The 22,551-nt window shown below is 55.0% G+C and carries 17 protein-coding genes; 4 read left to right on the forward strand and 13 right to left on the reverse strand.

Annotation, left to right across the window (positions count from 1 at the left end; all coding sequences use genetic code 11):
• Nucleotides 1–30: 30 nt before the first annotated feature.
• The 7 genes from CMO10_RS10510 to tldD all read right to left on the reverse strand — a co-directional run bounded on the left by CMO10_RS10510 (nt 31) and on the right by tldD (nt 11,181).
• Nucleotides 31–1,638 (reverse strand): ABC transporter substrate-binding protein, encoded by a 1,608-nt coding sequence (locus tag CMO10_RS10510; RefSeq protein ID WP_297021641.1) that lies wholly within the window; start codon nt 1,636–1,638, stop codon nt 31–33.
• Between the two features lie 404 nt (nt 1,639–2,042).
• The gene (locus tag CMO10_RS10515) at nt 2,043–3,062 is read right to left on the reverse strand and encodes a threonine aldolase family protein (protein ID WP_297021644.1); all 1,020 of its coding nucleotides are present in this window, start codon (nt 3,060–3,062) and stop codon (nt 2,043–2,045) included.
• 74 nt (nt 3,063–3,136) lie between these two features.
• Nucleotides 3,137–4,159, reverse strand: a complete 1,023-nt coding sequence (locus CMO10_RS10520; protein WP_297021645.1) for a threonine aldolase family protein — start codon at nt 4,157–4,159, stop codon at nt 3,137–3,139.
• Between the two features lie 101 nt (nt 4,160–4,260).
• On the reverse strand, nt 4,261–6,543 hold the full coding sequence (locus CMO10_RS10525; protein ID WP_297021648.1) for a CHASE2 domain-containing protein: 2,283 nt from the start codon (nt 6,541–6,543) through the stop codon (nt 4,261–4,263).
• Between the two features lie 31 nt (nt 6,544–6,574).
• Complete coding sequence (locus tag CMO10_RS10530) at nt 6,575–8,017, reverse strand: FecR family protein (protein WP_297021650.1); 1,443 nt, start codon at nt 8,015–8,017, stop codon at nt 6,575–6,577.
• 2 nt (nt 8,018–8,019) lie between these two features.
• On the reverse strand, nt 8,020–9,492 hold the full coding sequence (locus CMO10_RS10535) for a hypothetical protein (RefSeq protein ID WP_297021653.1): 1,473 nt from the start codon (nt 9,490–9,492) through the stop codon (nt 8,020–8,022).
• A 255-nt stretch (nt 9,493–9,747) separates the two neighbouring features.
• Nucleotides 9,748–11,181 (reverse strand): metalloprotease TldD, encoded by a 1,434-nt coding sequence (gene tldD / locus CMO10_RS10540; protein ID WP_297021655.1) that lies wholly within the window; start codon nt 11,179–11,181, stop codon nt 9,748–9,750.
• Between the two features lie 209 nt (nt 11,182–11,390).
• On the opposite strand from tldD, the gene CMO10_RS10545 reads away from it, so the two are divergent.
• Entirely contained in the window at nt 11,391–12,659 is a 1,269-nt protein-coding gene (locus tag CMO10_RS10545) for a DUF3422 family protein (protein WP_297021787.1), read from the forward strand.
• Here the strand turns inward: CMO10_RS10545 and CMO10_RS10550 are convergent.
• Entirely contained in the window at nt 12,656–13,705 is a 1,050-nt protein-coding gene (locus CMO10_RS10550) for a COX15/CtaA family protein (RefSeq protein WP_297021658.1), read from the reverse strand. The two genes, CMO10_RS10545 and CMO10_RS10550, sit on opposite strands and share 4 nt — an antisense overlap.
• Before the next feature lie 253 nt (nt 13,706–13,958).
• Between CMO10_RS10550 and CMO10_RS10555 the strand changes: the two genes are divergently transcribed.
• Together CMO10_RS10555 and CMO10_RS10560 are read left to right on the forward strand one after the other, a co-directional pair.
• Nucleotides 13,959–14,519: a precorrin-2 dehydrogenase/sirohydrochlorin ferrochelatase family protein gene (locus CMO10_RS10555; protein WP_297021660.1), complete on the forward strand. Its 561-nt coding sequence runs from the start codon at nt 13,959–13,961 to the stop codon at nt 14,517–14,519.
• Nucleotides 14,516–15,259 (forward strand): phosphoadenylyl-sulfate reductase, encoded by a 744-nt coding sequence (locus tag CMO10_RS10560; protein WP_082049543.1) that lies wholly within the window; start codon nt 14,516–14,518, stop codon nt 15,257–15,259. The genes CMO10_RS10555 and CMO10_RS10560 overlap by 4 nt, the downstream gene beginning before the upstream one ends.
• Before the next feature lie 49 nt (nt 15,260–15,308).
• Here the strand turns inward: CMO10_RS10560 and CMO10_RS10565 are convergent, their stop codons facing one another.
• A complete protein-coding gene (locus CMO10_RS10565; RefSeq protein WP_297021664.1) occupies nt 15,309–16,724 on the reverse strand; it encodes a deoxyguanosinetriphosphate triphosphohydrolase in 1,416 nt (471 codons plus the stop codon).
• 158 nt (nt 16,725–16,882) lie between these two features.
• On the reverse strand, nt 16,883–17,302 hold the full coding sequence (locus CMO10_RS10570) for a DUF4870 family protein (RefSeq protein ID WP_297021667.1): 420 nt from the start codon (nt 17,300–17,302) through the stop codon (nt 16,883–16,885).
• Between the two features lie 240 nt (nt 17,303–17,542).
• On the opposite strand from CMO10_RS10570, the gene gor reads away from it, so the two are divergent.
• On the forward strand, nt 17,543–18,904 hold the full coding sequence (gor, locus tag CMO10_RS10575) for a glutathione-disulfide reductase (protein ID WP_297021696.1): 1,362 nt from the start codon (nt 17,543–17,545) through the stop codon (nt 18,902–18,904).
• 64 nt (nt 18,905–18,968) lie between these two features.
• On the opposite strand, the gene CMO10_RS10580 is transcribed toward gor, so the two are convergent.
• The 3 genes from CMO10_RS10580 to CMO10_RS10590 all read right to left on the reverse strand — a co-directional run bounded on the left by CMO10_RS10580 (nt 18,969) and on the right by CMO10_RS10590 (nt 22,184).
• The gene (locus CMO10_RS10580) at nt 18,969–20,171 is read right to left on the reverse strand and encodes a mandelate racemase/muconate lactonizing enzyme family protein (RefSeq protein WP_297021698.1); all 1,203 of its coding nucleotides are present in this window, start codon (nt 20,169–20,171) and stop codon (nt 18,969–18,971) included.
• A 60-nt stretch (nt 20,172–20,231) separates the two neighbouring features.
• Entirely contained in the window at nt 20,232–21,539 is a 1,308-nt protein-coding gene (locus CMO10_RS10585; protein WP_297021700.1) for a TRAP transporter large permease, read from the reverse strand.
• A 63-nt stretch (nt 21,540–21,602) separates the two neighbouring features.
• Complete coding sequence (locus CMO10_RS10590; RefSeq protein WP_297021701.1) at nt 21,603–22,184, reverse strand: TRAP transporter small permease subunit; 582 nt, start codon at nt 22,182–22,184, stop codon at nt 21,603–21,605.
• Nucleotides 22,185–22,551 lie beyond the last annotated feature (367 nt).

Here is a 22,551-nt window from a genome sequence, read left to right on the forward strand (position 1 = left end):
CCGGGCCTCTCTGACTAGATTTTGGTGCGATTACTCAGCGAGATCTACACCGTAGAAGATGTGACCACCGAACGGATCGATTTTGTAGTCAACAACTTCGTTACGGACCGGCTCAAATACGATCGAGTGTGCAATGGTTGCCCACGGTGCTTCGCGTTTGAAGACCAGCTGTGCTTCTTCGTACAGACGGGTACGCTCGAGAACGTCCGAGGTGGTTTTCGCCTGCTGGATCAGCTGTTCGAATTCGTCGTTGCAGAAACGAGCGCGGTTCGAACCGCCAACACCGTCACAGCCGAGAAGAACTGCAAGGAAGTTGTCGGGGTCGCCGTTATCACCAGTCCAACCGAGCATGAAGGTACCCTGTTCACCTTTTTTGGTGCGATCAAGGTATTCACCCCACTCGTAGGAAACGATCTCGGCATTGACGCCAATCGCAGCCCAGTCAGCCTGAATCAGCTCTGCCATACGGCGAGCATTCGGGTTGTAAGGACGCTGAACCGGCATGGCCCAGATGTCGGTGGTGAAGCCGTCCGGGTAACCAGCTTCTGCCAGCATGGCTTTGGCTGCTTCCGGATCATACGGGTCATCAACGGTGTCGTTGTTGTAAGACCAGATGGTCGGCGGGATCGGGTTTTTCGCAGCAGAACCTGCACCCTGGTAAACACCTTCGATGATGGCGTCTTTGTTGATCGCCATGTTCAGTGCTTTACGAACTTTCGGATCGGTGAACGGCTCTTTCTCGGTGTTGTAACCGAGGTAACCAACGTTCAGACCTTCCTGGCTCAGCAGGTTGACATCTGCGTCTGCGTCCATTTCTTCCAGATCAGCCGGGTTCGGGTACGGCATGACATGGCATTCGCCAGCTTTAAGCTTCTGGTAGCGAACGGTGCTGTCCGGCGTGATCGCGAAGATCAGGTTGTCGATCGCTGCTTTGCCTTCCCAGTATTCCGGGAATGCTTTGTAACGGATAACCGCATCTTTCTGATAAGCGACCAGCTGGAACGGACCGGTGCCGACCGGGTTCAGGTCAACATTTTCCGGGGTGCCGGCTTCCATCATCGCGTCGGCGTATTCAGCCGAAAGAACCGATGCAAAGTCCATCGCCATGTTGGCAATGAACGGAGCTTCCGGGCGGTTCAGGACGAACTTGACGGTGTAGTCGTCAACCTTGACGATGTCCTTGATCAGGTCCGGCATGGACATGCCGTTGAAGTACTCGTAAGAGCCACCGGAAACGCCGTGATACGGATGCTCTTTGTCAAACTGACGCATGAAGGTGAAGATCACGTCATCAGCATTGAAATCACGGGTCGGGGTGAAATCTTCGGTGGTGTGGAACTTCACACCTTTGCGCAGGTTGAAGGTATATTCCAGACCATCAGCCGAAACGTCCCAGCTGGTCGCAAGACCCGGAACGATGGTGGTGGTGCCGCGCTTGAACTGTACCAGGCGGTTGAAAACCTGACGCGAGGACGCATCAAAGGTCGTGCCTGCGGTGTAAAGCGACGGGTTGAAGCCTTCCGGGCTACCTTCCGAGCAATATACCAGAGTTTTTGCCGAAGCGGCAGTCGGAGCAGCAAGTGCGGTGGCTGCAAGCAGGCCTGCACCAAGTGCCACTTTGACGAAATTCGCTTTCATTAAATGCCTCCCTCAAGGCTGGTCCGAACAAATCGATGCTGTCTGCGTGACATTTTTTGGTCACGCTTGACGGTGCATCTTGCAACGGACGGGGTTTACCCGATCCAACAGGTATGAATGTTGGCAATCGACGAGGGAAAGTAATCAGGGTTTCTACGTATCGTCAACGGTTCCTGCGGGATTTTACGTAGCCTGAGGAGGGGCGGAAATGATGAATTTAAGTCAAGTGTTTGTTATTTTTATGAAATTCACTGTCCACTTTCGTCGGGGCAGCTGTGCATTTTTTTCAAAGCTCGGTGGGTGAAATCGTTAAATCACGTGTTTGAAATGTGCTTTCAAACGATTCATATCTTATTGAAACATAATGATTCGTTTGATTTCACCCCGGCTTTTTGTGTGAATTTCTACCCTAGGGTGGTTTTGAGTTTGGTGATTTGCACGATATCCGTGTTCCAGGCCGCGACAAATCGATAAACATCAGCACCAAGCGATGGCCATCCGTGGAACATCAGGCCAGCATCACGCAGTTTGCTGGCAAGTTCTGGCGCCATTTTGACGAATAGCTCATTCCCCTCTGCCGCGTGCGCCAGTTCTGCGCCTTGTGAGACGAGAACGTCGGCAAGTGCCTGTGCCGCTTTATTGGCATGGGCTGCATTTTTCAGCCAGACATCATCCTTGATATAGGCCAGAAGCTGAGTTGCGAGATAACGATGCTTGGAATGCAGATGGCCGCTGCGTTTGCGGGCCTGTTCGATCCGGGCTTTCAGGCTTGTGTCAAAAAGAACAATCGCATCGACCGCCATGGCACCGTTTTTGGTCGCGCCAAAGCTGATGGCATCAACACCGGCCTTCCAGGTGATATCGGCCGGATGACATTTCAGATGGGCCATCGCATTGGCAAAACGCGCACCATCCATGAACAGGCGCAAGTCATGCTTGCGACAGACATCGCCAATCGCTGTGACCTCATCAATAGTGTAAACCGCACCCAGTTCGGTCGCCTGGGTAATTGCCACACATTCCGGGGCGACAGAATGCACGCCCCGATCAACAAGGCCGGAGATAAAGGCATCGAGATCGCCTGCTTCCAGCTTGGCGGCCGGGCCATCCATAGGCAAAAGCTTCGCGCCGCCGGTAAAGAAGGCAACACCGGTGCTTTCATCTTCATTGATGTGCGCTTCGTGGTGACAGACGACCCCGCCATAGGGCGACACAAGTGCGGATAGGCTGATGCAGTTTGCCGCGGTGCCGGTTGCCACCGGAATAACGGCAACGTCCTTGCCAAACAGCTCGGAAAAGGCAGCATCAAGTTTCTGGCTGATATTGTCGCTACCATAGGCCGGGGCGTTGGCCGATGCGTCCTTTGTCAGGGCTTCAAGTACTTCCGGGCAAAAGGGCGATACATTGTCCGAGGCAAAATTCATCTTAAATCTCGTTATTTTTCGGTGGCATTCGGGCGGTGATATCATACGTAACCGCGCAATGTTGCAAGGTGGGGCTAAACACCAATGGTATCTGGCAGGACCTTGATCATTTCAATCGGGCTGTTCCAGGCACATACAAATCGATAGGCATCCGGGCCAAGCGAAGGCCATGGACGAAATACGATACCTGCGTCGCGCAGCTTTGCAGCCAGTCGACCATCCATGTGAATAAACAGCTCGTTGCCCTGTGGGGCAAAGGCCGGCGTTGCGTCCAATCCTGATAGAGATTTGGCAAGTGCCGTTGCAGCTTCATTGGCATGACGGGCATTTCGCAGCCACAGATCATCTTTAAGATAGGCCAGAAGTTGTGCCGCTAGATAGCGATGCTTGGAAAACAGATGGCCGCCGCGCTTGCGGTTTTGTTCCGTTTTCCGCCGGAGTTCCGGATCAAACAGAATAATGGCATCGACCGCGAGTGCGCCGTTTTTGGTCGCGCCGAAGCTCAGGACGTCGACACCGGCTTTTGATGTAATTTCGGACGGATGGCAATCAAGGGCTGCAACCGCATTGGCAAAGCGTGCCCCATCCATGAAAAGCCGCATTTGATGGTTCTGGCAAACCGATCCAATCGCCTGAATTTCGTCAACGCTGTAAACGGTTCCAAATTCCGTACTTTGAGTGATTGCGACACATTCGGGATCGACGGAATGCATGCCGTTTGGCACATGGCTGGTCAAATAGGCATCCAGCGCATCAGCCTCGATCTTTGCTGACGGGCCGTCCATGCAAAGCAATTTCGCCCCGCCGCCGTAAAACGCAACGCCGGTTGATTCCGTAACATTGATATGGGCGTGATGATGGCACACCACACCACCAAATGGTGACACCAGCCCCGATAGCCCGATAACATTTGCCGCAGTTCCGGTTGCAACCGGTACAACGCAAACCTCTGTCCCGAACAGTTTTGAAAATGCGTCATCAAGCTGTTGGCTTTTGTCATCTACGCCATAGGGCAGGGCGCTTGCATCGCTTTCGGCGACAATCGCGGCAAGGATTTCCGGACAGATCGGTGTCACATTGTCAGATGAAAAGTTCATTGGGGCCTCAACGGGATCGGGCAAAAGCGAGTTTAGATGCAAGAAGGTCATGCTTGGTGGTGGGCCAAGAGTGTTTGGATTTTACCCGCTTGGCAAGTTCGCTATTTGCTGGTGGCGATAAAGACACCATCCCAATCGGTTGGTGGCGGTGTGTCTTTGAATAGCGCAATCCGCTCAGCATAAAGATTATAAAGGCCATCAAGCGATGCGAATTCGTGCGATGCTTCCCGGCATTTTTCGATCAATCCTTCGGCGTCTTCCCAACCTTGAGTACGATAAGCAACAAGCATCGCCGCATGCAGATCAGCAAAGGTTTTGAACGGATCAGTGGCTGCCATGGCCTTATCGCCCAGCAGGGCAAAGATATGCACGGCCTCGCTTTTGCCTTTCACTGCAATCAGGTCCAGTTCAATAACCGCGAAGTCATCGCCGACCCGTTTGACAACATCCTCGCCCAACACAACATCGACGCCATAATTCTTTGACTGGCCTTCAAGGCGGGAGGCAAGATTGACCGCATCGCCGAGCACGGAATAGTCAAAGCGCTGATCAGAGCCCATATTGCCGACAAGGCAATCACCGCAATTGATCCCGATGCCGACATTGAGTGGCAGGAAGGTCTCATTGGCTTCGTCGGCTTCAAGTTTGCGGACATCATTCAATTGTTTCAAGGCGTTTCGCATGGCAAGGGCGCCGTCGCAGGCATGGTGGGCATGGTTTTCAACATCAAGCGGGGCGTTCCAGAACGCCATGATGCAGTCGCCCATATATTTGTCGATCGTGCCTTCCCGGTCGAGGATGCACTCGGTCAATGGCGTTAGAAGCCGGTTGATCAGACGGGTCAGGCCTTGCGGATTGGATTTGAAGCCCTCCGAGATCGCCGTAAATCCGCGAACATCGCAGAACATCAAGGTCAAGTCACGGGTCTCGCCACCAAGCTTGAGGCGCTCGGGATGTTCGGCCAGTTGCGCGACAAGCGCGGGGGACAGATAGTTGGCAAATGCTGCACGTACCTGACGGCGCTCACCCTCTGTCCGCATGAACCCAAGGGAGCTGGTCGCAAGGTACACGGCTGCCAAACCGACAATCGGATAAAGCGGATCAATCAGGATAAGTTCGTGTGTGTATGCCCACCAAGAAACGCCAAGCGCACTGGCCGCGATCGCAAAACCGATAACAGCCGGCCAGACCGCGCCAAGGCGTGGAACGGTCAAAACAAAGAATATGCCAACGATCAGAAGGACGAGCATCTCGACCTCCGCCGCCCAATAGGGACGGGTGAGGAAATGCTCCAAAAGCATCTGTTCGAGCATTTCGGCGTGGATTTCCACCCCCGGGATAATCCGGTCAAGCGGGGTTGAACGCAAATCAAGCAGGCCGGCAGCACTGGTTCCCAGAAGAACCATCTTGTTTTGCAAAATGTTGCGGCCAACGGTGCCTTCAAGGACATCGGTTGCCGACAAGTAGCGATCATTCTGATGACCGGTAAAATGCACCCACATATTGCCAGCATGATCTGTCGGGATGGTCACGGCACCAACGCGAACCGATGCAATACCTTCCGAACTGGTCCAGCGCGTACTGCCGCTGGCACCGGACATGCGCACCAGCATGGTCTTGGGGGCGTTTTGCAAAACACGCAGCATTTCAAGGGTTAGCGTTGGATAGACGGGTTTGCCAATGACCGGCTGCTCATGGTCGATCGCGGCCAGCAACGGAACACGGCGCACAACCCCGTCCTGACCGGGCGAAACATTCACCAACGCATTACCAGTTGCCGCCGCCTCGATCACATCAAGGTTCTTGGCCGCACTTGGCAAAACCGGGACAAAGTCGGAAAGCTTGCGGCCGGCTTCGCCAGCGGCACTGAAATTGCCAACCTGACGGGGCAGGGCTTCAAACTTCCCGTTACGCAGTTGGACGGCGGTGATGACATTGCCGGTGCCTTCAATGAAGCGGGCGAAAAGCTCGTCATGGTCCGGCAGTGCTTCGGCCATTTCCGCTATGCGGTCGTTGTCCGGGCCTTGAGGCCAATCCTTGATCACGCGTGATGGCGATGTACGATCCGGCTCGGCAAAAACCATATCAAAGCCGACAACCAAAGCCCCGTTGGAGCGGAGGCGATATAAAAGTTCCGAGAGCTTCGTGCGTGGCCATGGCCACTGGCCTTCTTCCTGCAAACTGCGCTCGTCGATATCGACAATCCGAACACCAACGTCTTCAAATTCTCGCGGGGAAATCTGCTGATAAAGATCGAAAACCGTCAAACGCAACTGATCAATCACCGGCACATTCTGCCAGCGCAAAACGATGCAGGTGAACAGAATGCCCAGTGGAACAAGATATTGCAGCCCGGTCAGCATGCCGGATTTGCTAAGGCGCATCAGGTTTTATGTTTCCGTTTGATCGGCAGGCTTATTCAAGTGTCGCGCTGCCGTCTGTGCCTTCGGAATAGCCGCTGGTCGCCATGTTGAAGTCTACATTGTGGGCGTCTTTAAACGTTGCTGTTGCGCTACAGCCTAAAGACTGACAGTTGCTATCGTATGAAAAATCACCGCTCGCAAACTTCACATCGCCATTGGTGCCGGAATAGTCGAAAGTGGTGGGGAGGTCTTGGCCGTTGAGAATGCCGCCTGAACCCACCGGGCCCGCATCGTTTACTTGAACATTCGAAAAGTAGATTTCGATCGTTCGGTTTGCATAGTTCACAGTAGAACGGAAGCTGTAATCAACATTGGCACCATCAATATCGATCGTTCCAGTCGTTGCTGATCCACTGGTGACTTGTCTGAGGCCATCATAAGTGAAGCCGCTGGAGGACGAGCTGTTTTGCGTTGTGTTGTTGTTCAGGATCGACGTGGTTTCAGCCACGTTGGACGCACTGTTGACCGTTCCCATTTGTGCCATGGCGACGTTGATGGCTTGTGCGCTTGTCGAGCCGGTCTGGTTCTGAGCCTGTCCGGTCTGCTGTTGGGTTACAACCGGTTGCTGGCCGCCCGACGATCCGGATGAAGAGCCATTGCTGCCCCCCGAGCCGGAACCATCGCTGCCGCGTGATGCGGTACGGACAACATTCGTCGAGAAGTCAAAGGTCGCTGCATCGGTTGGGAAGCGGGTGGGCGGTGTAACGTTGTTGCTTGAGACAAAAACGCCGAAATTCTCGCCGGTTACGCTTTGTGAGCCACCATTCTGATTAAAGGCGGCAAAAGCCCCCGGGCGCGAGGTCGTGTCATTACGTGACAGGCCCGGGCCCTGGTTGACCGCCATGAAGACCGGCTGATTGGCTGCATCAGGACTTGATGTATCGAAGCTTCCCGGCACGATCTGATTTGCCTGCTCGGCCGTCATCGACCGGATCAGGCCAATTGTGCCGCGAATGCCGATGGAGCCAACCGGCAGGTTCACATCCATGCTTGATGGATTGTTGAGCGGAATTTTGCCGGTCACAAAGCGCATAACACCCTTGGCCATGTCGGCAACAATCCGCCCATCACCCGTTGCCGGGTCATATACGAACTCATCAATCGCGATGTCGCTGTTCGGGCCGATGGTAAAGACCGTTTCATCAAGCAACAGAACCTGCATGCCTGCACCCGCCGATGTCGTGATGCGATCACCAAGATAAACCGGCATGCCGCTTTCAACCAGAATACCGACTTCGCCAGTGACTTTTGCCAGTGTGATTTCACCGGTCACAGCAGCAGATACACCAGCCATTTCGGCCTGGACTTCTGCCTGTGCCGGTTGCGGTGTGACAAGCGACGTGGCAGCCAGAAACGGCGCGCACAGCAAGGCTGTTGTCGCAAGTCGTCGGATCGATTTCTTGCAGGTCAGGGGCGAAGTCTTGGCCTTGTACATCACTAGAACTCCCAGCGGCGTGTCAGAAATACCTGCGCACGTGCGTTATGGTATTCGTAGTTGGGAATGTTTGATTTTGTGTTCAGATACTCGCCCGTGATCGACCAGTTGATCGGTGCCAGAAAGTCAAATATCTGATTTGCCGTTGCGCTATCCCCAAACAATTCGGTCGGCAATATCGTTGACAGCGGCGCACCATAGGTCAGGCGTGTTCTTGTACTGCGGTCCGTTCGATGTTGCGGCGAATTGCCGGTCGTCAAAAAATCCGGATCGCGGTACTGGTCCATGCCATAGCGGATGCTGCCGCTGATGTAACTTCCCCCACCAAACAGATAAGCATGGATCAGCTCGCCGCTCAAGCTATTGTAACTGTAATAGTTTCTCGCGGCATCCTTCATCCCGGCAGACAGGTTAACCGTCGTGCGGTTGTTTGGTGACCAGCTATAGTTTCCGCCAACGCGTGCGCCATATCTTTGGCCGGAATGCAGGCGAAGGGCGCTCGATTCAGAGGTGTTCTGATAACGCTCGTCGGAATAGCTGACCGCACCATTGAGGTTGAAAAACGGGCGGACGTTCCAGTCCAGACGCAGGCGCCCGGTTCTGGCCGTCAGGTACTTTTCTCGCGAAAGCGACTGTGCGGTCTGGCTGAGTGTTGGCGTCAGCATCCAGTAGCCGCCACGAATACGTGTACCGATTTCAGCAGAAAATGACCCAAGATCCAGCGCATCCAGTTGAACCTGATCACTGCCATAGCCAGTCACACTGGCAAAAATCTCGTGGCCTTCCTGATAACCCAGGTCATAGCTGACGTCATAGCGAAGCGCCCCGATATAGGCGATATCGTTGTTGGGTTTGTCAGCGCTTGAGGTAATGGCGGTGGGCGTTCCCGTCAGGAGCTGTATCTTGTCGTTGGGGGCCGAATTTCGGTTGCTGTCGATTTGACTGCCCAGAGTCAGGGTTACGCTTTGCGACAGGCGCTTGCGGCGGCGTTCGATGGCGCTGACATATTGCTGGATGTTGGCTTCGACCTCGGGCGAGATGTTCATCTGCAACAGACGGTCAAACTGGGTGCGGGCCTCGTCCAGGCTATCAAGGCGATAAAGCACAATCGCGTAATACAGCCGTACCGGTGCAAGATCCGGATCAAGCACAAGAATACGTTCGAGCGTTGCCGACGCCCCCCGGACTTCCCCGCGCGCCAATTGCGCCTTGGCCCAGCGGAAGTTCAGAACAATGTCGTCAGGATTGGCGAGAATATCGGCGTAGGTTATGTCTCCGCCATCATCAGTCCGCAGCAGGAAATTCGCCCGCGCGGTTACGTCGGTCAGCCGTTCGAAATCTTCGGAGAACTGGCGTGCCTCATCTGTTCGCACATCAATACTTTGCTGTGCGCGGGCTTCGGCCATTCCGATTGCAAGCACCGTTACACCCGTCATCATCGACGTGGTCACGTACTGCCATATGCCTGTCTTCAAACTGCTTTCCTACCATTGGCAGGTCATCGCTGTCGCGTTGTCCAAGGAATGTCACGGGCAAAGATTGGTGACGAAACCCGATTGGCGACCATAACCTGTTTGGAACCTGTCAAATCAGATTATGGTCTTTGCAAACCAAGGGATAGCCATTCGGCAGGTTGGTGTGGTTGCTCGCTAAGGGATAGGTTTTTTATCCTTGCGGATGATAAAATTACCGAAAGGTGGTATAGGATTTATCCATAGGTCCATCCACGGTTATACGGCGGTGCCGCCAACGGTCAGGCCGTCAATGCGAAGCGTCGGCTGTCCGACGCCAACCGGAACACCTTGCCCGTCCTTGCCGCAGGTCCCGATGCCGTTATCAAGTTCCATGTCATTGCCGATCATGGAAACCTTGGTCAGGCTGTCCGGGCCATTGCCAATCAGGGTGGCACCCTTGACCGGTGCGCCAAGCTTACCGTCTTCGATCAAATAGGCTTCAGAGGCCGAGAACACGAACTTGCCCGACGTGATATCAACCTGACCACCGCCGAAGTTGACCGCGTAAATGCCCTTTTTGACGGATGCCAGAACTTCTTCCGGCTCCTTGTCGCCACCCAGCATGTAGGTGTTGGTCATGCGCGGCATCGGGGCATGGGCATAGGACTGGCGGCGTCCGTTGCCGGTGGACTTCACCCCGGTCAGGCGGGCATTGAGGCGGTCCTGCATAAAGCCCTTGAGGATACCGTCCTCGATCAGAACGGTTTGCTGTGTTGGCGTGCCCTCATCATCAATCGAGAGCGATCCGCGACGGTCATGAATGGTGCCGTCATCGACAACCGTGACACCGGGCGATGCAATCCGTTGGCCCAGAAGACCTGCAAAGGCAGAGGTACCCTTGCGGTTAAAGTCGCCTTCAAGCCCGTGACCAATGGCCTCGTGCAACAGGATGCCAGGCCAGCCCGGACCAAGCACCACAGTCATTTCACCGGCGGGGGCTGCCACCGAATCAAGGTTTACGACCGCCTGACGCAGTGATTCATCAACCGCCTTCTTCCAGGTCTTTTCATCAAAGAACCCGTCATAGCCGATACGGCCACCTTCGCCGTGTGAACCGGTTTCCATGCGGTCACCCTGTTTGACGACGACCGAGACATTGAACCGCACAAGCGGGCGAATATCGCCAATGCGCTGTCCGCCGGACCGCCAGATCTGAACCGCCTGCCAATTGCCGGAAATCGATGCCGATACCTGTACAACACGCGGGTCACGTGACCGGGCATAGGCATCAATCTGTGCAAGGAGATCGACCTTCGCTTCAAAGGTCGCCTCACCCAACGGGTTCACGTCGGAATAAAGTGAAATGTTTGTGCCGATCGATCCCAGATCGACCTTGCCAGAACGGCCCGATCCGACTGCCTTGACCGTTTCGGCCGCGCGTGCGACGGCGTCATTGGACAGTTCGTTGGAATGGGAAAAGGCGGTGGCTTCATCGGCAACAGCACGCAAGCCAAAGCCCTGTGCGGTGTCAAAGTTCGCACTGCGCAGGCGCCCATCATCCCAGACAAGGCTTTCCGATTGGCGGTATTCAAGGAACAGTTCCCCGTCTTCAGCCGTGCCAAGCGCATCATTGACCTGTGATTCAAGCCGGTCGCGATCAAGATCACCCTTGGCGAAAAACAGATTGTCGGTGGTGCGAAGATCGGTCATGGAACCTCCTTGGGGCCGGGATTATTCGGCCAGAGAAAATGTCTTTCCCTGCATGATATCTCGGTTGAGGCAGTATTATCCCTTACTCAATTTAGGGTTTCTGGTGCCTTCAACTTTCGACTATACAGGTACTTGTTCGGGCAAAGGACAAAGCCATGGCCCGAGTGGTTTATATAGACTGCAATAACCAATTATGAAAGCCCGTGGCAATGTTTGTCGAACATCCCCAGCGCGTCGCCCTTCATAATGAAATTCACGCCCGGCCCTTCGGCGGCGTGACCAGTCCTGCGCGCTGTTCCTGCCTTGCCTTCCAGACGGGCGAAGACCTTGATCAGGCCGTGCGCGACCATTTCACCGCGTTTTGCAATCGCTATAGCCTGACACCACCCGCCCCGGATCAAAAATATTTCGAGGCCGCCTGTGACGGCTTTTCGGTGATCTGGGAACGCCATGCGGAATTCACGGTCTATGTTTTCAAACGGACCGAGCCGTTCAACAATCCGTTCGAAGACCCGGTGATCAATCTTGTGCCGCGTGACTGGCTTGATGAAACGCCAGGCCAATTGATTGTCGGGCTGCACATCGTAGTCGAGAAAACAGATCGCAGTGATGACGATCTATCGCGGCTGTTTAGTCACAACGGCCTGACAGGCAGCCGGATCCTCGGCGGCACCGCACAGGTCTGGACGGATTTTCGTCTACATGGCGACGGGTTTGGCCGCATTCTGGTCAAGGATTGTGGCTTGGAGAATCTTCAGGCCGGGCGTCTGGTGCAGCGGCTTAAAGAAATAGAAGTCTATCGCATGATGGCGTTGCTGGCCTTTCCACTGGCTCATAGCGCGACGCCAAAGGTATCTGAAATCGATCCCCGCCTGTCGGAAATCACCGCCGAAATGGCCAGCAAGACGCAAACCAATGACGAAGAAACGCTTGCGAAGCTGACTGATCTCGCCGCCCAGACCGAGGAAATGGCCGCATCGCTGAACTATCGGTTCAGTGCAGCACGTGCCTATTACCGCATCGTGCAGGCGCGCCTGACCGAGCTTCGCGAAGAACGTATCGAGGGCATGCAAACCATTGCCGAGTTTCTCGAACGTCGATTGGCACCGGCCATGCGGACCTGTCAGAATATCGGCGACCGGTTGGAGGTTCTTTCGAAACGTGTCGCGCGCGCCAACAACCTGCTGCGCACCCGTGTAGATATCCTGCTTGAGGCGCAGAACCGCGACCTTCTGGCCAGTATGGACCGTCGTGTGAAGCTGCAACTGCGTCTGCAGCAAACCGTTGAAGGTCTGTCGGTCGCGGCCATCACCTACTACGCGGTCGGGCTTCTGGGTTATCTGTTCAAGGCGATCAAGGATGCCGGCGTTCCGATCAATGACCGGGTCGCCACGGGTGTAGCCGTTCCGCTGGTGCTGGGTGCGATCTGGTTTTCAATGCACCGCATCCGCAAGGCTCTGCACAAGGCAGACGACTAGCTTCGAAGCCTATAGGCGGCATAGATTGCGGTACCGACCAGAACAACGGCACCGGCCTGATGCGCGACACCAAGCGGTAACCAGACGACGCTCAGAAGAGTTGAAATACCAAGGGTGACCTGAAGGCAGGCTGCCGCCAGAACCAGATGGGTGGCAAAGCGTTGCTTGGTATCAAGGCCCCATTTGCGAGCGCACCACCAGAAAACCAGCACCATGACAAAGGTCAGTTTCGCCAGCCAACGATGATCCCACTGCACGGTCATGTGGTCTTCAAAAGGGGCCAGCCAGACCGGATCAAAGACATAAAGCCCATCCGGGATCAGTTGTCCGTCCATCAGCGGGAAGGTGTTGTAAACATGCCCGGCATTCAGGCCTGCGACAAACCCACCGGACAGGGCCGTAAACACGATCAGGCCCAGTAGTTGCCAGGCCCGGGTTGATGAGTTGGTCGTCGCTGTACGCGGGCTAAGTTGCTGCAGGCCGACCCACAGAAGGGCGATGAAAATCACCAGCGCCAGTCCGAAATGGGCAGTCAGGCGATACTGGCTGACATCGGGGCGATCGACCAGACCGCTCATCACCATGTACCAGCCCATCAGGCCCTGCAGACCGCCAAGGATGAACAGCCCCCAAAGCTTCCACTTGGTCGTACGATCAATCGATTTCTTGGCCAGGAACCAGACGAAGGGCACGAAGAACACGACCCCGATTAACCGCCCCCAAAGACGGTGGATGAATTCCAGCCAGAAGATGGATTTGAAATCCTCGACCGACATCCAGGCATTGATTTTCTGAAACTCGGGATACTGGCTGTATTTGATGTAAAGCGCCTGCCAGTCCGCTGCATTCATCGGCGGGATGATGCCGGTAAAGGGCCGCCATTCGACAATCGAAAGCCCGGACTCGGTCAGGCGCGTCAGGCCCCCGATCACCACCATGATGAACACCATCGCTGCACAGGAAAACAGCCAGATGGCGACATTTCTGTTGGCTTGTGGTTGCGCAAGGCTGACTTCGGACAGGGCGGGGGAGGCACTGCTGGACATCTGGACGCTCTCTTGACGGTATCTTCTGACGGACGTGTTTTTGAAATTTGGCCCAATATAGGGCGATTTTGCAAAAATTGCAGGAAAAGCTTTACGGAAAAGTCTGGGGACTTGGATCAGTGTTGGCAGTAGCACTAAATACTTATAATTAGTGTTGTTTGTATATAAAACACATAAAAAATGTATTGAATAATTTCATATCCACACTCATAGTGATGGGTAATAGAGAGAAACCCGCATTAGAGGATCGACGATGTTTCCCATCAATCTGGACCTGACGCGACTTTCGGTCGCTTTGGTCGGCAACGGTCAGGCAACCCTGAACCGTCTGCGCCAGTTTGACGGTGATGGGGCAAAATACGTCACCGTCTACTCCGAAGACCCGATACCCGAACTGGTCGAACAGGCCGGTGACCGGTTGCAGCGCTATCTGCCGAATTCGGCGGATGTGAATGCTGCTTCCATCATGTTTATCATCGACATTGATCTTAAAAAGGCTGCTGAGCTTGCCTCTATCGCCAAGGCGGTTGGCACGATTGCCAATGTCGAGGACGTAAAACAATATTGTGATTTTTCCTCGCCCGCGCGCATTCAGCGCGGTGATCTGATGATCACTGTATCGACCAACGGGCACAGCCCGCGGCTTGCCGGGCGTATTCGTCGCGCGCTTGAAAAATGGCTGGTGCCAAGCTGGGACAAACGCCTGCAAGAGCTGTCCAAGCAGCGGGAAAAATGGAAGGCCGACGGGGCTGACATGCAGACCCTTCTGCGCAAGACCGATGAATATATCGATCAGCGGAGGTGGCTGCCATGAATGTCATGCGTGAAGAAGACATCGTCACCGGCGGCTCCATGTCGGTCGAGGAAGCCACGGATCGTGCTGCGCGTTTGCTGGATCAATATGGCCATCTTCAGGGTGTGTCACTGATCGAGCCGATGGTGCATGAGGAATTCAACGGCCGCATCACCATGACCTCGTCCTTCGGGACAGAGGCCGCAGCCCTTCTGGCACTGGTGGCGGAGGTCGACCGTGACCTGCCGGTGATTTTCCTTGATACCCGCAAGCTGTTTGGTGAAACCCATACCTATCGCGAACAGCTCGTCGATCAACTGGGCCTGACCAATATCAAGATCATGCGCCCGGACGAGGAAAAGCTTAAGGCCGATGATCCCAACGGGATGCTGTTTGCCTCCGACACAGCGAAATGCTGCTACCTGCGCAAGGTGGAGCCGCTTCAGCGTGCGCTTGAGGGGTATGATGCCTGGCTGACCGGTCGCAAACGTTTTCATGGTGGCGAACGTGATGCTTTGCCGGTGATCGAACCGGCTGGCACCCGGATCAAGATCAATCCGCTGGCGGGCTACAAGCGCGAAGATATCGAAGACATCTTTGAGCATCGCGCGCTTCCGCGTCATCCGCTTGAAGCCGAAGGCTTCCTGTCGATTGGCTGCATGCCCTGCACCGAACGTGTTGATCCCAATACGACCGACGTCCGCGCCGGACGCTGGGCCGGGCAGGATAAGACCGAGTGCGGCATTCACTACATCATCTAAGCCCGATCAGGCTTTCACGAAAAACCCGGCCAACTGGTCGGGTTTTTTGTTAGATCGTAATGCCCTGAAGCTTCCTGAACAGGGTCACCGCATAGCGGTCCGTCATGCCGGAAATGTAATCCATTACCCGCATCAGGCGGCTGTAAAGATCGGGGGCTGCCATCAGTTTGCCCGACAAAAGCTTGTCGATACGGTCGGCCTGTGGCGGCAGGCGTTTGCCGTGATTTTTATGCTCATCGATGTCGATGGCCGCACGCACAAAGCTGTCCAGCAGGCCGTTAATGACCTCAAACCCGGCCATCTCGATCGGCAGGACATGCGGCGCGTTATAGATCTTTTGCACAGCCAGTTTCTTGCAGGCCTTGGCATAGGGGCCAAGCGGGGTGTTGGCGAGAAGATCGCCTTCTATCGTGCCAGCGAGTAACGCGTCTTCATGCTCGATAAAGGCATCAACAGCTGCCTTGACCAGATTGCCAATCGCCTTGCCGCGCAGGAACCCGATCCGGTCGTCTTCGGATTTTTCGGCATACCAGCCTTCAGAGCGCAGGTCGTTCCAGCGCTGTTCGGCGTCACCATCATATTTTTCCGGGTGGCGGGCAATCGGGGCAAGCGCGCGTTCGACCTCCTCGAAACTGACACAACCCAATTCCCAGCCATCTTCCAGATCAACAACGGAATAACAAATGTCATCAGCCGCCTCGACCAGATAGACCAGCGGATGGCGCCGCCAGGCTCCGTCAAAGCCCTCAAGCGGGGACAGGCCACAAACCTTTGCAATCGCCTGCGCGATATCGCGCTCTGCCTGATAATATCCGGGCTTTTTAAGGCCGGTATATTCCTTGCGGCGCGCGTCAGGCACGGACGTGCTGCGCGGATATTTGATGAAGCTGCCAAGTGTGCCATAGGTCAGGTTAAGCCCACCATCAAAGCGCTTCATTTCAAGCTGGCTGATGATGCGCAAGCCCTGCGCATTGCCTTCGAAATGGCGCAGGTCTTCAAGTTCCGGCCCCGAAAGACGCGACGTCAGTTCATCCTTGGCCAGACGCGATGTGGTGAACCATTCATTGATCGCGTCTTCGCCGGAATGCCCAAAAGGCGGGTTGCCGATATCATGCGCAAGGCAGGCCGCCTGCACCATATAGCCGATATCAGCCACCGTGGTTTCTGAACCCTTTGGCAGGTTTTTGACAATATGCGCACCTGCCATCAGACCAAGCGATTGCCCGACCGAGCCGACCTCGATCGTGTGGGTCAGGCGGGTATGGACATGGTCATTGTCAGAAAGCGGATGGACCTGCGTTTTGTTTTGCAGGCGCCGGAACGAGGATGAGAAGATTACCCGATCCACATCGATCTGAAACGGGCTACGACCGTCGGGCGTGGGATAAGGCGCACCTTCGGGTAGGCGTACCTTGCCACCCCGGAATTCAAGCCGATGCGAAGAAAGAAGATCTTCCCAGCGCATTTTATCGCCAGACCCTTGTGCAGACGACGCCACTTTTTACCCCTGTCCGTATCGAATGTTCTTTTCAGATGTTGTTCTTTGGCAACTTTAACGGGCCGGGGAGTCCGGTGCAATCGGACAAAGGCATTTGCCGCCGATTGCACCAAATTTACGGGCAATTAGCCAAAGAACCAGCTTTTCGGATTGTCGATCGGGCGTCCGTTAAGCGCGCGCAGAAGACCAATCACATTGCGTCCGACAAACCAGGCGGTGGTGTAAAGCGCCATCAAGCCGACAACAGCCCAGCCCAGAAGCGGAATCCAGCCAATCACAAAGGTAAAGAAGCCCAGAATGATGGCATAAAGGATGCTGATCCAGAATGTGCGGATCACGAACGTGTAGTGGCTGTTGGTCCAGTGATTGTCGTTTTCGCGCGCGATATAGGAAACGATCAGCGCGATAAAGCCGGTGGCAAATGCGGTAAACAGGGTTGCGATCATCAGCCCGTAACAGACAAGGGCCGTATTCCCGCCGCGCTCGTCAACATAGCGCGGTGCATTGTCAAAAGACGCATCCTGACCGTGGATATGGTCGTTCATGGATAAAATCCTATCAAAGTTGTCGCAATCCCCATCGCGTCTGTCTGATCATATAACCCAAAAGTTTAAAAAAGCTATTCCCCCTTGGTGTCTTTATCACCAAAGCCTGTTTGATCCTTATGTTAGCGTCTGCTCACATAAATTTTACGGTCAATTGACCTTGTTTTACCTCGACTCTTGGTAATTTCGCCCTACATTTGGCGCCATGTTGTCTCACTGAGAAAAAGCAGGAATTTCCGCATGTCGGACTATGATTTTGATTTGTTTGTTGTCGGTGCCGGTTCGGGTGGCGTGCGCGCAGCGCGCGTGGCATCGGGATATGGCGCAAAGGTCGCCATCGCCGAAGAAAGCCAGGTTGGCGGTACCTGTGTCATCCGGGGTTGCGTACCCAAAAAGCTTCTGGTCTACGGCGCACATTTTGCCGAGGATTTTGAAGATGCATCGGCTTATGGCTGGACCCTTCCGGGCGAACCCAGCTTTAGCTGGAAGACCCTGATCGCCAACAAGGATGCCGAGATTGATCGCCTGAACGGCATCTATAAAAAGCTTCTGGCCGGATCAAACGTCGAACTGTTCGAAAGCCGTGCGGTGCTCAAGGATGCCCATACCCTTGATGTCGGCGGCAAAACGGTCACGGCCGAGCGCATCCTGATTGCGGTTGGTGGCACTCCGGTCATGCCCGATATCCCGGGCATCGAACATGCGATCTCCTCCAATCAGGCCTTCCATCTTGAAGACCTGCCCGAACGCATCGCGGTCGTCGGTGGTGGCTATATCGCGGTCGAGTTCGCCGGTATCTTCGCCGGTCTTGGCGCCAACGTGACCCAGTTCTATCGCGGTGATCAGATCCTGCGCGGCTTTGATAACGATATCCGCAACCATCTGGCCGAGGAAATCGTCAAAAAAGGCATTGATCTGCGCCTGCATACCAATGTCACGGCGATTTCAAAAAACGATGACGGCTCGCTGACCCTGACGCTGACCGGTGGTGGTCATCAGGAAGTCGATGCCATCATGTTCGCCACGGGCCGTGAACCGAAAACCCATGGTCTGGGCCTTGAACAAGCCGGTGTTGAACTAAACGACAAGGGCGCGATCCTGACCAATGCCGGTCTGCAGACCAGCGTTCCGAACATCTATGCGGTTGGTGACGTGCGCGATCACGTCCAGCTGACCCCGGTCGCGATCAAGGAAGGCATGTCATTTGCCGATACCGTCTATGGCGGCAAGCCTTGGTCGATGGCCTATCAGGCCATCCCGACCGCCGTCTTTAGCCAGCCGCCGGTCGGTACCGTCGGCCTGTCAGAGGAAGAGGCACGCGCAAAAGGCAAGGATATCGATATCTATAAATCGACCTTCAAACCGATGCGCCACACCCTGTCGGGCCGCGATGAAAAAACGCTGATGAAGCTGATCGTCGATAAAACCACCGACGTGGTGCTTGGCGCGCATATGGTCGGCCCGGATGCGGCCGAAATCATTCAGGGCATCGGCATTGCCGTGCGTATGGGTGCGACCAAGGCCCAATTCGATCAGACCGTCGCCGTCCATCCGTCAGCGGCCGAGGAATTTGTCACCATGCGAACGCCTGTTTCGGACTGATCCTGTTTGCATGAGCTGAAAGTAATCGGGCGGTGCCATGTGGCACCGCCCGTTTCTTTTTGGGTCAGTCGGCGACCGATTTTCGGCGCGAAACCGTAAATACCTTGCCAAGGTCAGGATTGAGTTCGGTGCCCAGACCCGGTCCTTCCGGGATGGTGATCATGCCGTTTTTGACGGTCGGCAGTTTGGTCACCAGATCGCGATACCAGGTGTTGTAAAATGCGCGCACGCTTTCCTGCACCATTGCATTGGGTGCGTTCAGCGAGAGATGTGTGGAGGCGGTCAAGACAATAGGGCCGGTGCAATCATGTGGGGCGACGGGCAGGTGCCAGGCTTCTGCCATGGCCGCAATCTTGCGGGCCTCAGAAAGTCCGCCGCACCAGCTGAGGTCCAGCATGACCACGCCGGCGGCATTGGTTTCGAGTAAGTCACGGAATGCCCAGCGCGACCCCAGCGTTTCCGATGCACAGATCGGGGCGGGGGAAACTTCGGCATAGCGTTTCAGGCTTGAAAGGCTATCCATCTTGATCGGGTCTTCGTGCCAGAAGGTCTGATAGGGCGTCAGTGCCTTGGCGATTTGCTGGGCGGGCAGAAGCTGCCACATCGAATGGAACTCGACCATGATGTCGATCTTGTCACCGACCGCTTTGCGGATTTTCTCAAACGGCTCGAGACAGGATTTAAGATCCGGCAGCGAGATATATTGCCCGCGGGTTTTCTCCGCTGCGATGTCAAACGGCCAGATTTTCATCGCCGTGATGCCATCCGCCAGAAGGGATTCTGCAAGTTCATCGGCGCGATACAGGAACCCGTTCAGATCGTCATAATCCTTGGCCGATTTGGCATTAAGGTCATAATTGGCTGTGGTCTGGCCGGTGGCCTTCTTGATGTATTCGGTGCCCGCACAGGTGTTGTAAGTGCGAATTTCAGATCGCGAGAACCCACCCAGAAGCTGGGTGATCGGAAGGTTGGTTGCCTTGCCAAAGATATCCCAAAGCGCGATGTCAAAGGCGGAATTGCCGCGCACCTCGGCACCCGATGACCGAAAACCGACATAGCCCACCAGATCAGCAGACAGCAGATCAATCTGCAGCGGATCGCGCCCGATCACGCGCGGTGCGACATATTCATGCAAATAGGCCTCGACGGTTTCAGACATAAAGAATGTCTCGCCCAGGCCAGTAATGCCCTCATCGGTGTGAACTTCGACCCAAAGCAGGTTGGGGCGTTCGGCAATGCGCACGGTTTCAATTGCGGTGATTTTCATGTCAAACCTCAAAACGCAAAAGACGGAGCCGATTGGCTCCGTCCTGAACAATGTCGGTTGTTAGCGTCCGGTAATGCCCGGGAAGATGATCAACAGGGCAACCGCCAAAATCTGCAGGCAGATGAAGGGCAGGAGTGCCTTGAAAATATCGCCCAGTGATATGTCCGGTGGTGCCACGGACTTCAGGTAAAACGCGGCAGGTCCGAATGGCGGAGACAGGAAGCTCACCTGCATGTTCATGGCAAACAGCACCCCGAACCAGACCGGGTCAAAGCCAAGCTGTTTAACGATTGGCACAAAGATCGGCATGGTCAGAAGCGCGATACCCACCCAATCAAGGAACATGCCCAGCACAAACAGGATCAGCATCATGAACAGGATGATGATGGTCGGATCATCGGAAATGCCGGTGATCAGGCCCGATACAAACTTGATCCCGCCCATGAGGTTAAACACGCCAACAAGGGCCGATGCCCCGATACCGATCCAGACAATCATGCCACAGGTCGACAGCGTCTGAATGGCGGCAGCTTTGAGCATTGAGACTGAAAATTCACGGCGCAGAATGGTGGATGCGATCACACCTGCGACACCAACGGCTGATGCCTCTGTCACGGAGGCAATCCCGCCATAGATCGATCCCAGGACGCAGAACACGACCAAAATCGGCAGGAAAAGGCCCTTGAGAAGGCGCATCTTTTCCGCGTGCGGGATTTTCTCGGTCTGGGGCGGCGGGGCGATATTGTTGCCGGTGTAGGACCGAAACAGGATATAGGCGACGTAAAAACCGGCCAGCATGAAGCCCGGGATAAAGGCCGACGTAAACAGATCGCCGATCGAGACGTTGGCGGTCAGACCATAAATGATCAGAACGATCGATGGTGGCACCATGGTGCCCAGCGACCCACCGGCACAAACCACACCGATGGCAAGGTTCTTGTCATAGCCCTGACGCAACATCTGGGGCAGGGCGATCAGGCCAAGCAGCACAATCTCGCCGCCGATGATGCCGCTCATGGCGGCCAGGATCACGGCAACAAAGATCGTCTGAACGGCAACACCACCCCTAAGTCTGCCGCCAAACAGCCGCATGGCATCAAACAGATCGCGGGCAATCCCCGACCGATCGAGGATCGCTGCCATCAGGACGAACATCGGCACCGAGACAAAGACAAAGGATGAAACGAATGAATAGACGCGGCTGGTAATCAGCGGGACGGCCATCGGGCCAAACCAGCCCAGCGTGAAAATCAGTGCGATCAGCAGCGTGACAAACGCCAGCGGCATCCCGGTGATAAGAAAACCAAGCAGCATGACGAACATGGCAAGCGTGCCGTATTCAATGCCAAGGGACTGTAAATCAAACATCAAGCCGGTTCCTGAGTGCGCGTGTTCGCATGTCGAATTTCAAATGATTTCGGGATTGCTGCGTTACTCGGTGGCGTCTTTGCCGCCAAGGCCGCGCATGTAATTGATCGCAAGAATGATGAACTGCACGGTGAGTGCGATCATCACGATCAGCAAAAAGATCTTAAGCAGCGACGGAAATGGCGGGTTCCATGCCGATCCGCTGGTTTCAAGTCGAACGGAGCCATCCGGGGCAAAGGCAGCCCGACCGACCATCAGCCATGCCGCCCAGGCAAAGAAGCCCGACGCCACCGCACAGATCAGCGAGATCGCAATATCAAGGAAGCGGCGCAGCTTCGGGCCGGCAATGTCATAAATAATGACCACACGGATATGCTTGTCACGCGATGCACAGAAAAGGCCACCAAACACAAAACCGATCCCGCACAGGAAGGTCGTGGTTTCATGGGCCCAGAGTGTCGGGCTGTCAAAGACGTGCCGCATGACGATTTCAATGATCAGAACACTCATCGAGCCCAGAAAGCCGATGGCAAAGATAGTGCCGGTTTTATCGACCATTTTGCCAAAAAGGCCCGACACCGCCGGGACGGTTGCTGTTTCCGGTTCTGGCAGGATCGGTGCGTTCTGTTCCGCGGGATGGGTCATTTTAATTATCCTTGGGAGCTGGGGTCAGGACTTACTAATTTGGTTTGAATGGTCGATCAGATTTGTGCAGATACGCGAAGCAAAGCCGCCGGAAGATGCGGATCTTTCAAGGTTTTGCGACAAAGTAGCCTGTGCAAATCTGATCGATCCGTAGGACAGAGTTTCTGCTTGTGAACTCCGACGTCAAAACCCTTGCCCGGGATGCCGACCCGCGCGGCGGGTCTTTCCTTGGATTTCACAAACATAAACTCTGCCATTCCAATCAAATTAGTAAGTCTTGACCCCCGAAACAGCCTGCAATCTGGCAGCGGGGGAGGCCGCGTTCCAATCACGTCGTCTCAAAACGTGATGAGATGCCAGATTGCAT

Origin of the sequence: Thalassospira sp. (assembly GCF_002709775.1) — a bacterium.
GTDB lineage: Bacteria > Pseudomonadota > Alphaproteobacteria > Rhodospirillales > Thalassospiraceae > Thalassospira.

Bases quoted from the DNA above. Each gene is read 5' to 3' on its own strand.
- CMO10_RS10510 (WP_297021641.1), bottom strand. From the start codon at position 1,638: ATGAAAGCGAATTTCGTCAAAGTGGCACTTGGTGCAGGCCTGCTTGCA.
- CMO10_RS10515 (WP_297021644.1), bottom strand. From the start codon at position 3,062: ATGAATTTTGCCTCGGACAATGTATCGCCCTTTTGCCCGGAAGTACTT.
- CMO10_RS10520 (WP_297021645.1), bottom strand. From the start codon at position 4,159: ATGAACTTTTCATCTGACAATGTGACACCGATCTGTCCGGAAATCCTT.
- CMO10_RS10525 (WP_297021648.1), bottom strand. From the start codon at position 6,543: ATGCGCCTTAGCAAATCCGGCATGCTGACCGGGCTGCAATATCTTGTT.
- CMO10_RS10530 (WP_297021650.1), bottom strand. From the start codon at position 8,017: ATGTACAAGGCCAAGACTTCGCCCCTGACCTGCAAGAAATCGATCCGA.
- tldD (WP_297021655.1), bottom strand. From the start codon at position 11,181: ATGACCGATCTTCGCACCACCGACAATCTGTTTTTCGCCAAGGGTGAT.
- CMO10_RS10545 (WP_297021787.1), top strand. From the start codon at position 11,391: ATGTTTGTCGAACATCCCCAGCGCGTCGCCCTTCATAATGAAATTCAC.
- CMO10_RS10550 (WP_297021658.1), bottom strand. From the start codon at position 13,705: ATGTCCAGCAGTGCCTCCCCCGCCCTGTCCGAAGTCAGCCTTGCGCAA.
- CMO10_RS10555 (WP_297021660.1), top strand. From the start codon at position 13,959: ATGTTTCCCATCAATCTGGACCTGACGCGACTTTCGGTCGCTTTGGTC.
- CMO10_RS10560 (WP_082049543.1), top strand. From the start codon at position 14,516: ATGAATGTCATGCGTGAAGAAGACATCGTCACCGGCGGCTCCATGTCG.
- CMO10_RS10565 (WP_297021664.1), bottom strand. From the start codon at position 16,724: ATGCGCTGGGAAGATCTTCTTTCTTCGCATCGGCTTGAATTCCGGGGT.
- CMO10_RS10570 (WP_297021667.1), bottom strand. From the start codon at position 17,302: ATGAACGACCATATCCACGGTCAGGATGCGTCTTTTGACAATGCACCG.
- gor (WP_297021696.1), top strand. From the start codon at position 17,543: ATGTCGGACTATGATTTTGATTTGTTTGTTGTCGGTGCCGGTTCGGGT.
- CMO10_RS10580 (WP_297021698.1), bottom strand. From the start codon at position 20,171: ATGAAAATCACCGCAATTGAAACCGTGCGCATTGCCGAACGCCCCAAC.
- CMO10_RS10585 (WP_297021700.1), bottom strand. From the start codon at position 21,539: ATGTTTGATTTACAGTCCCTTGGCATTGAATACGGCACGCTTGCCATG.
- CMO10_RS10590 (WP_297021701.1), bottom strand. From the start codon at position 22,184: ATGACCCATCCCGCGGAACAGAACGCACCGATCCTGCCAGAACCGGAA.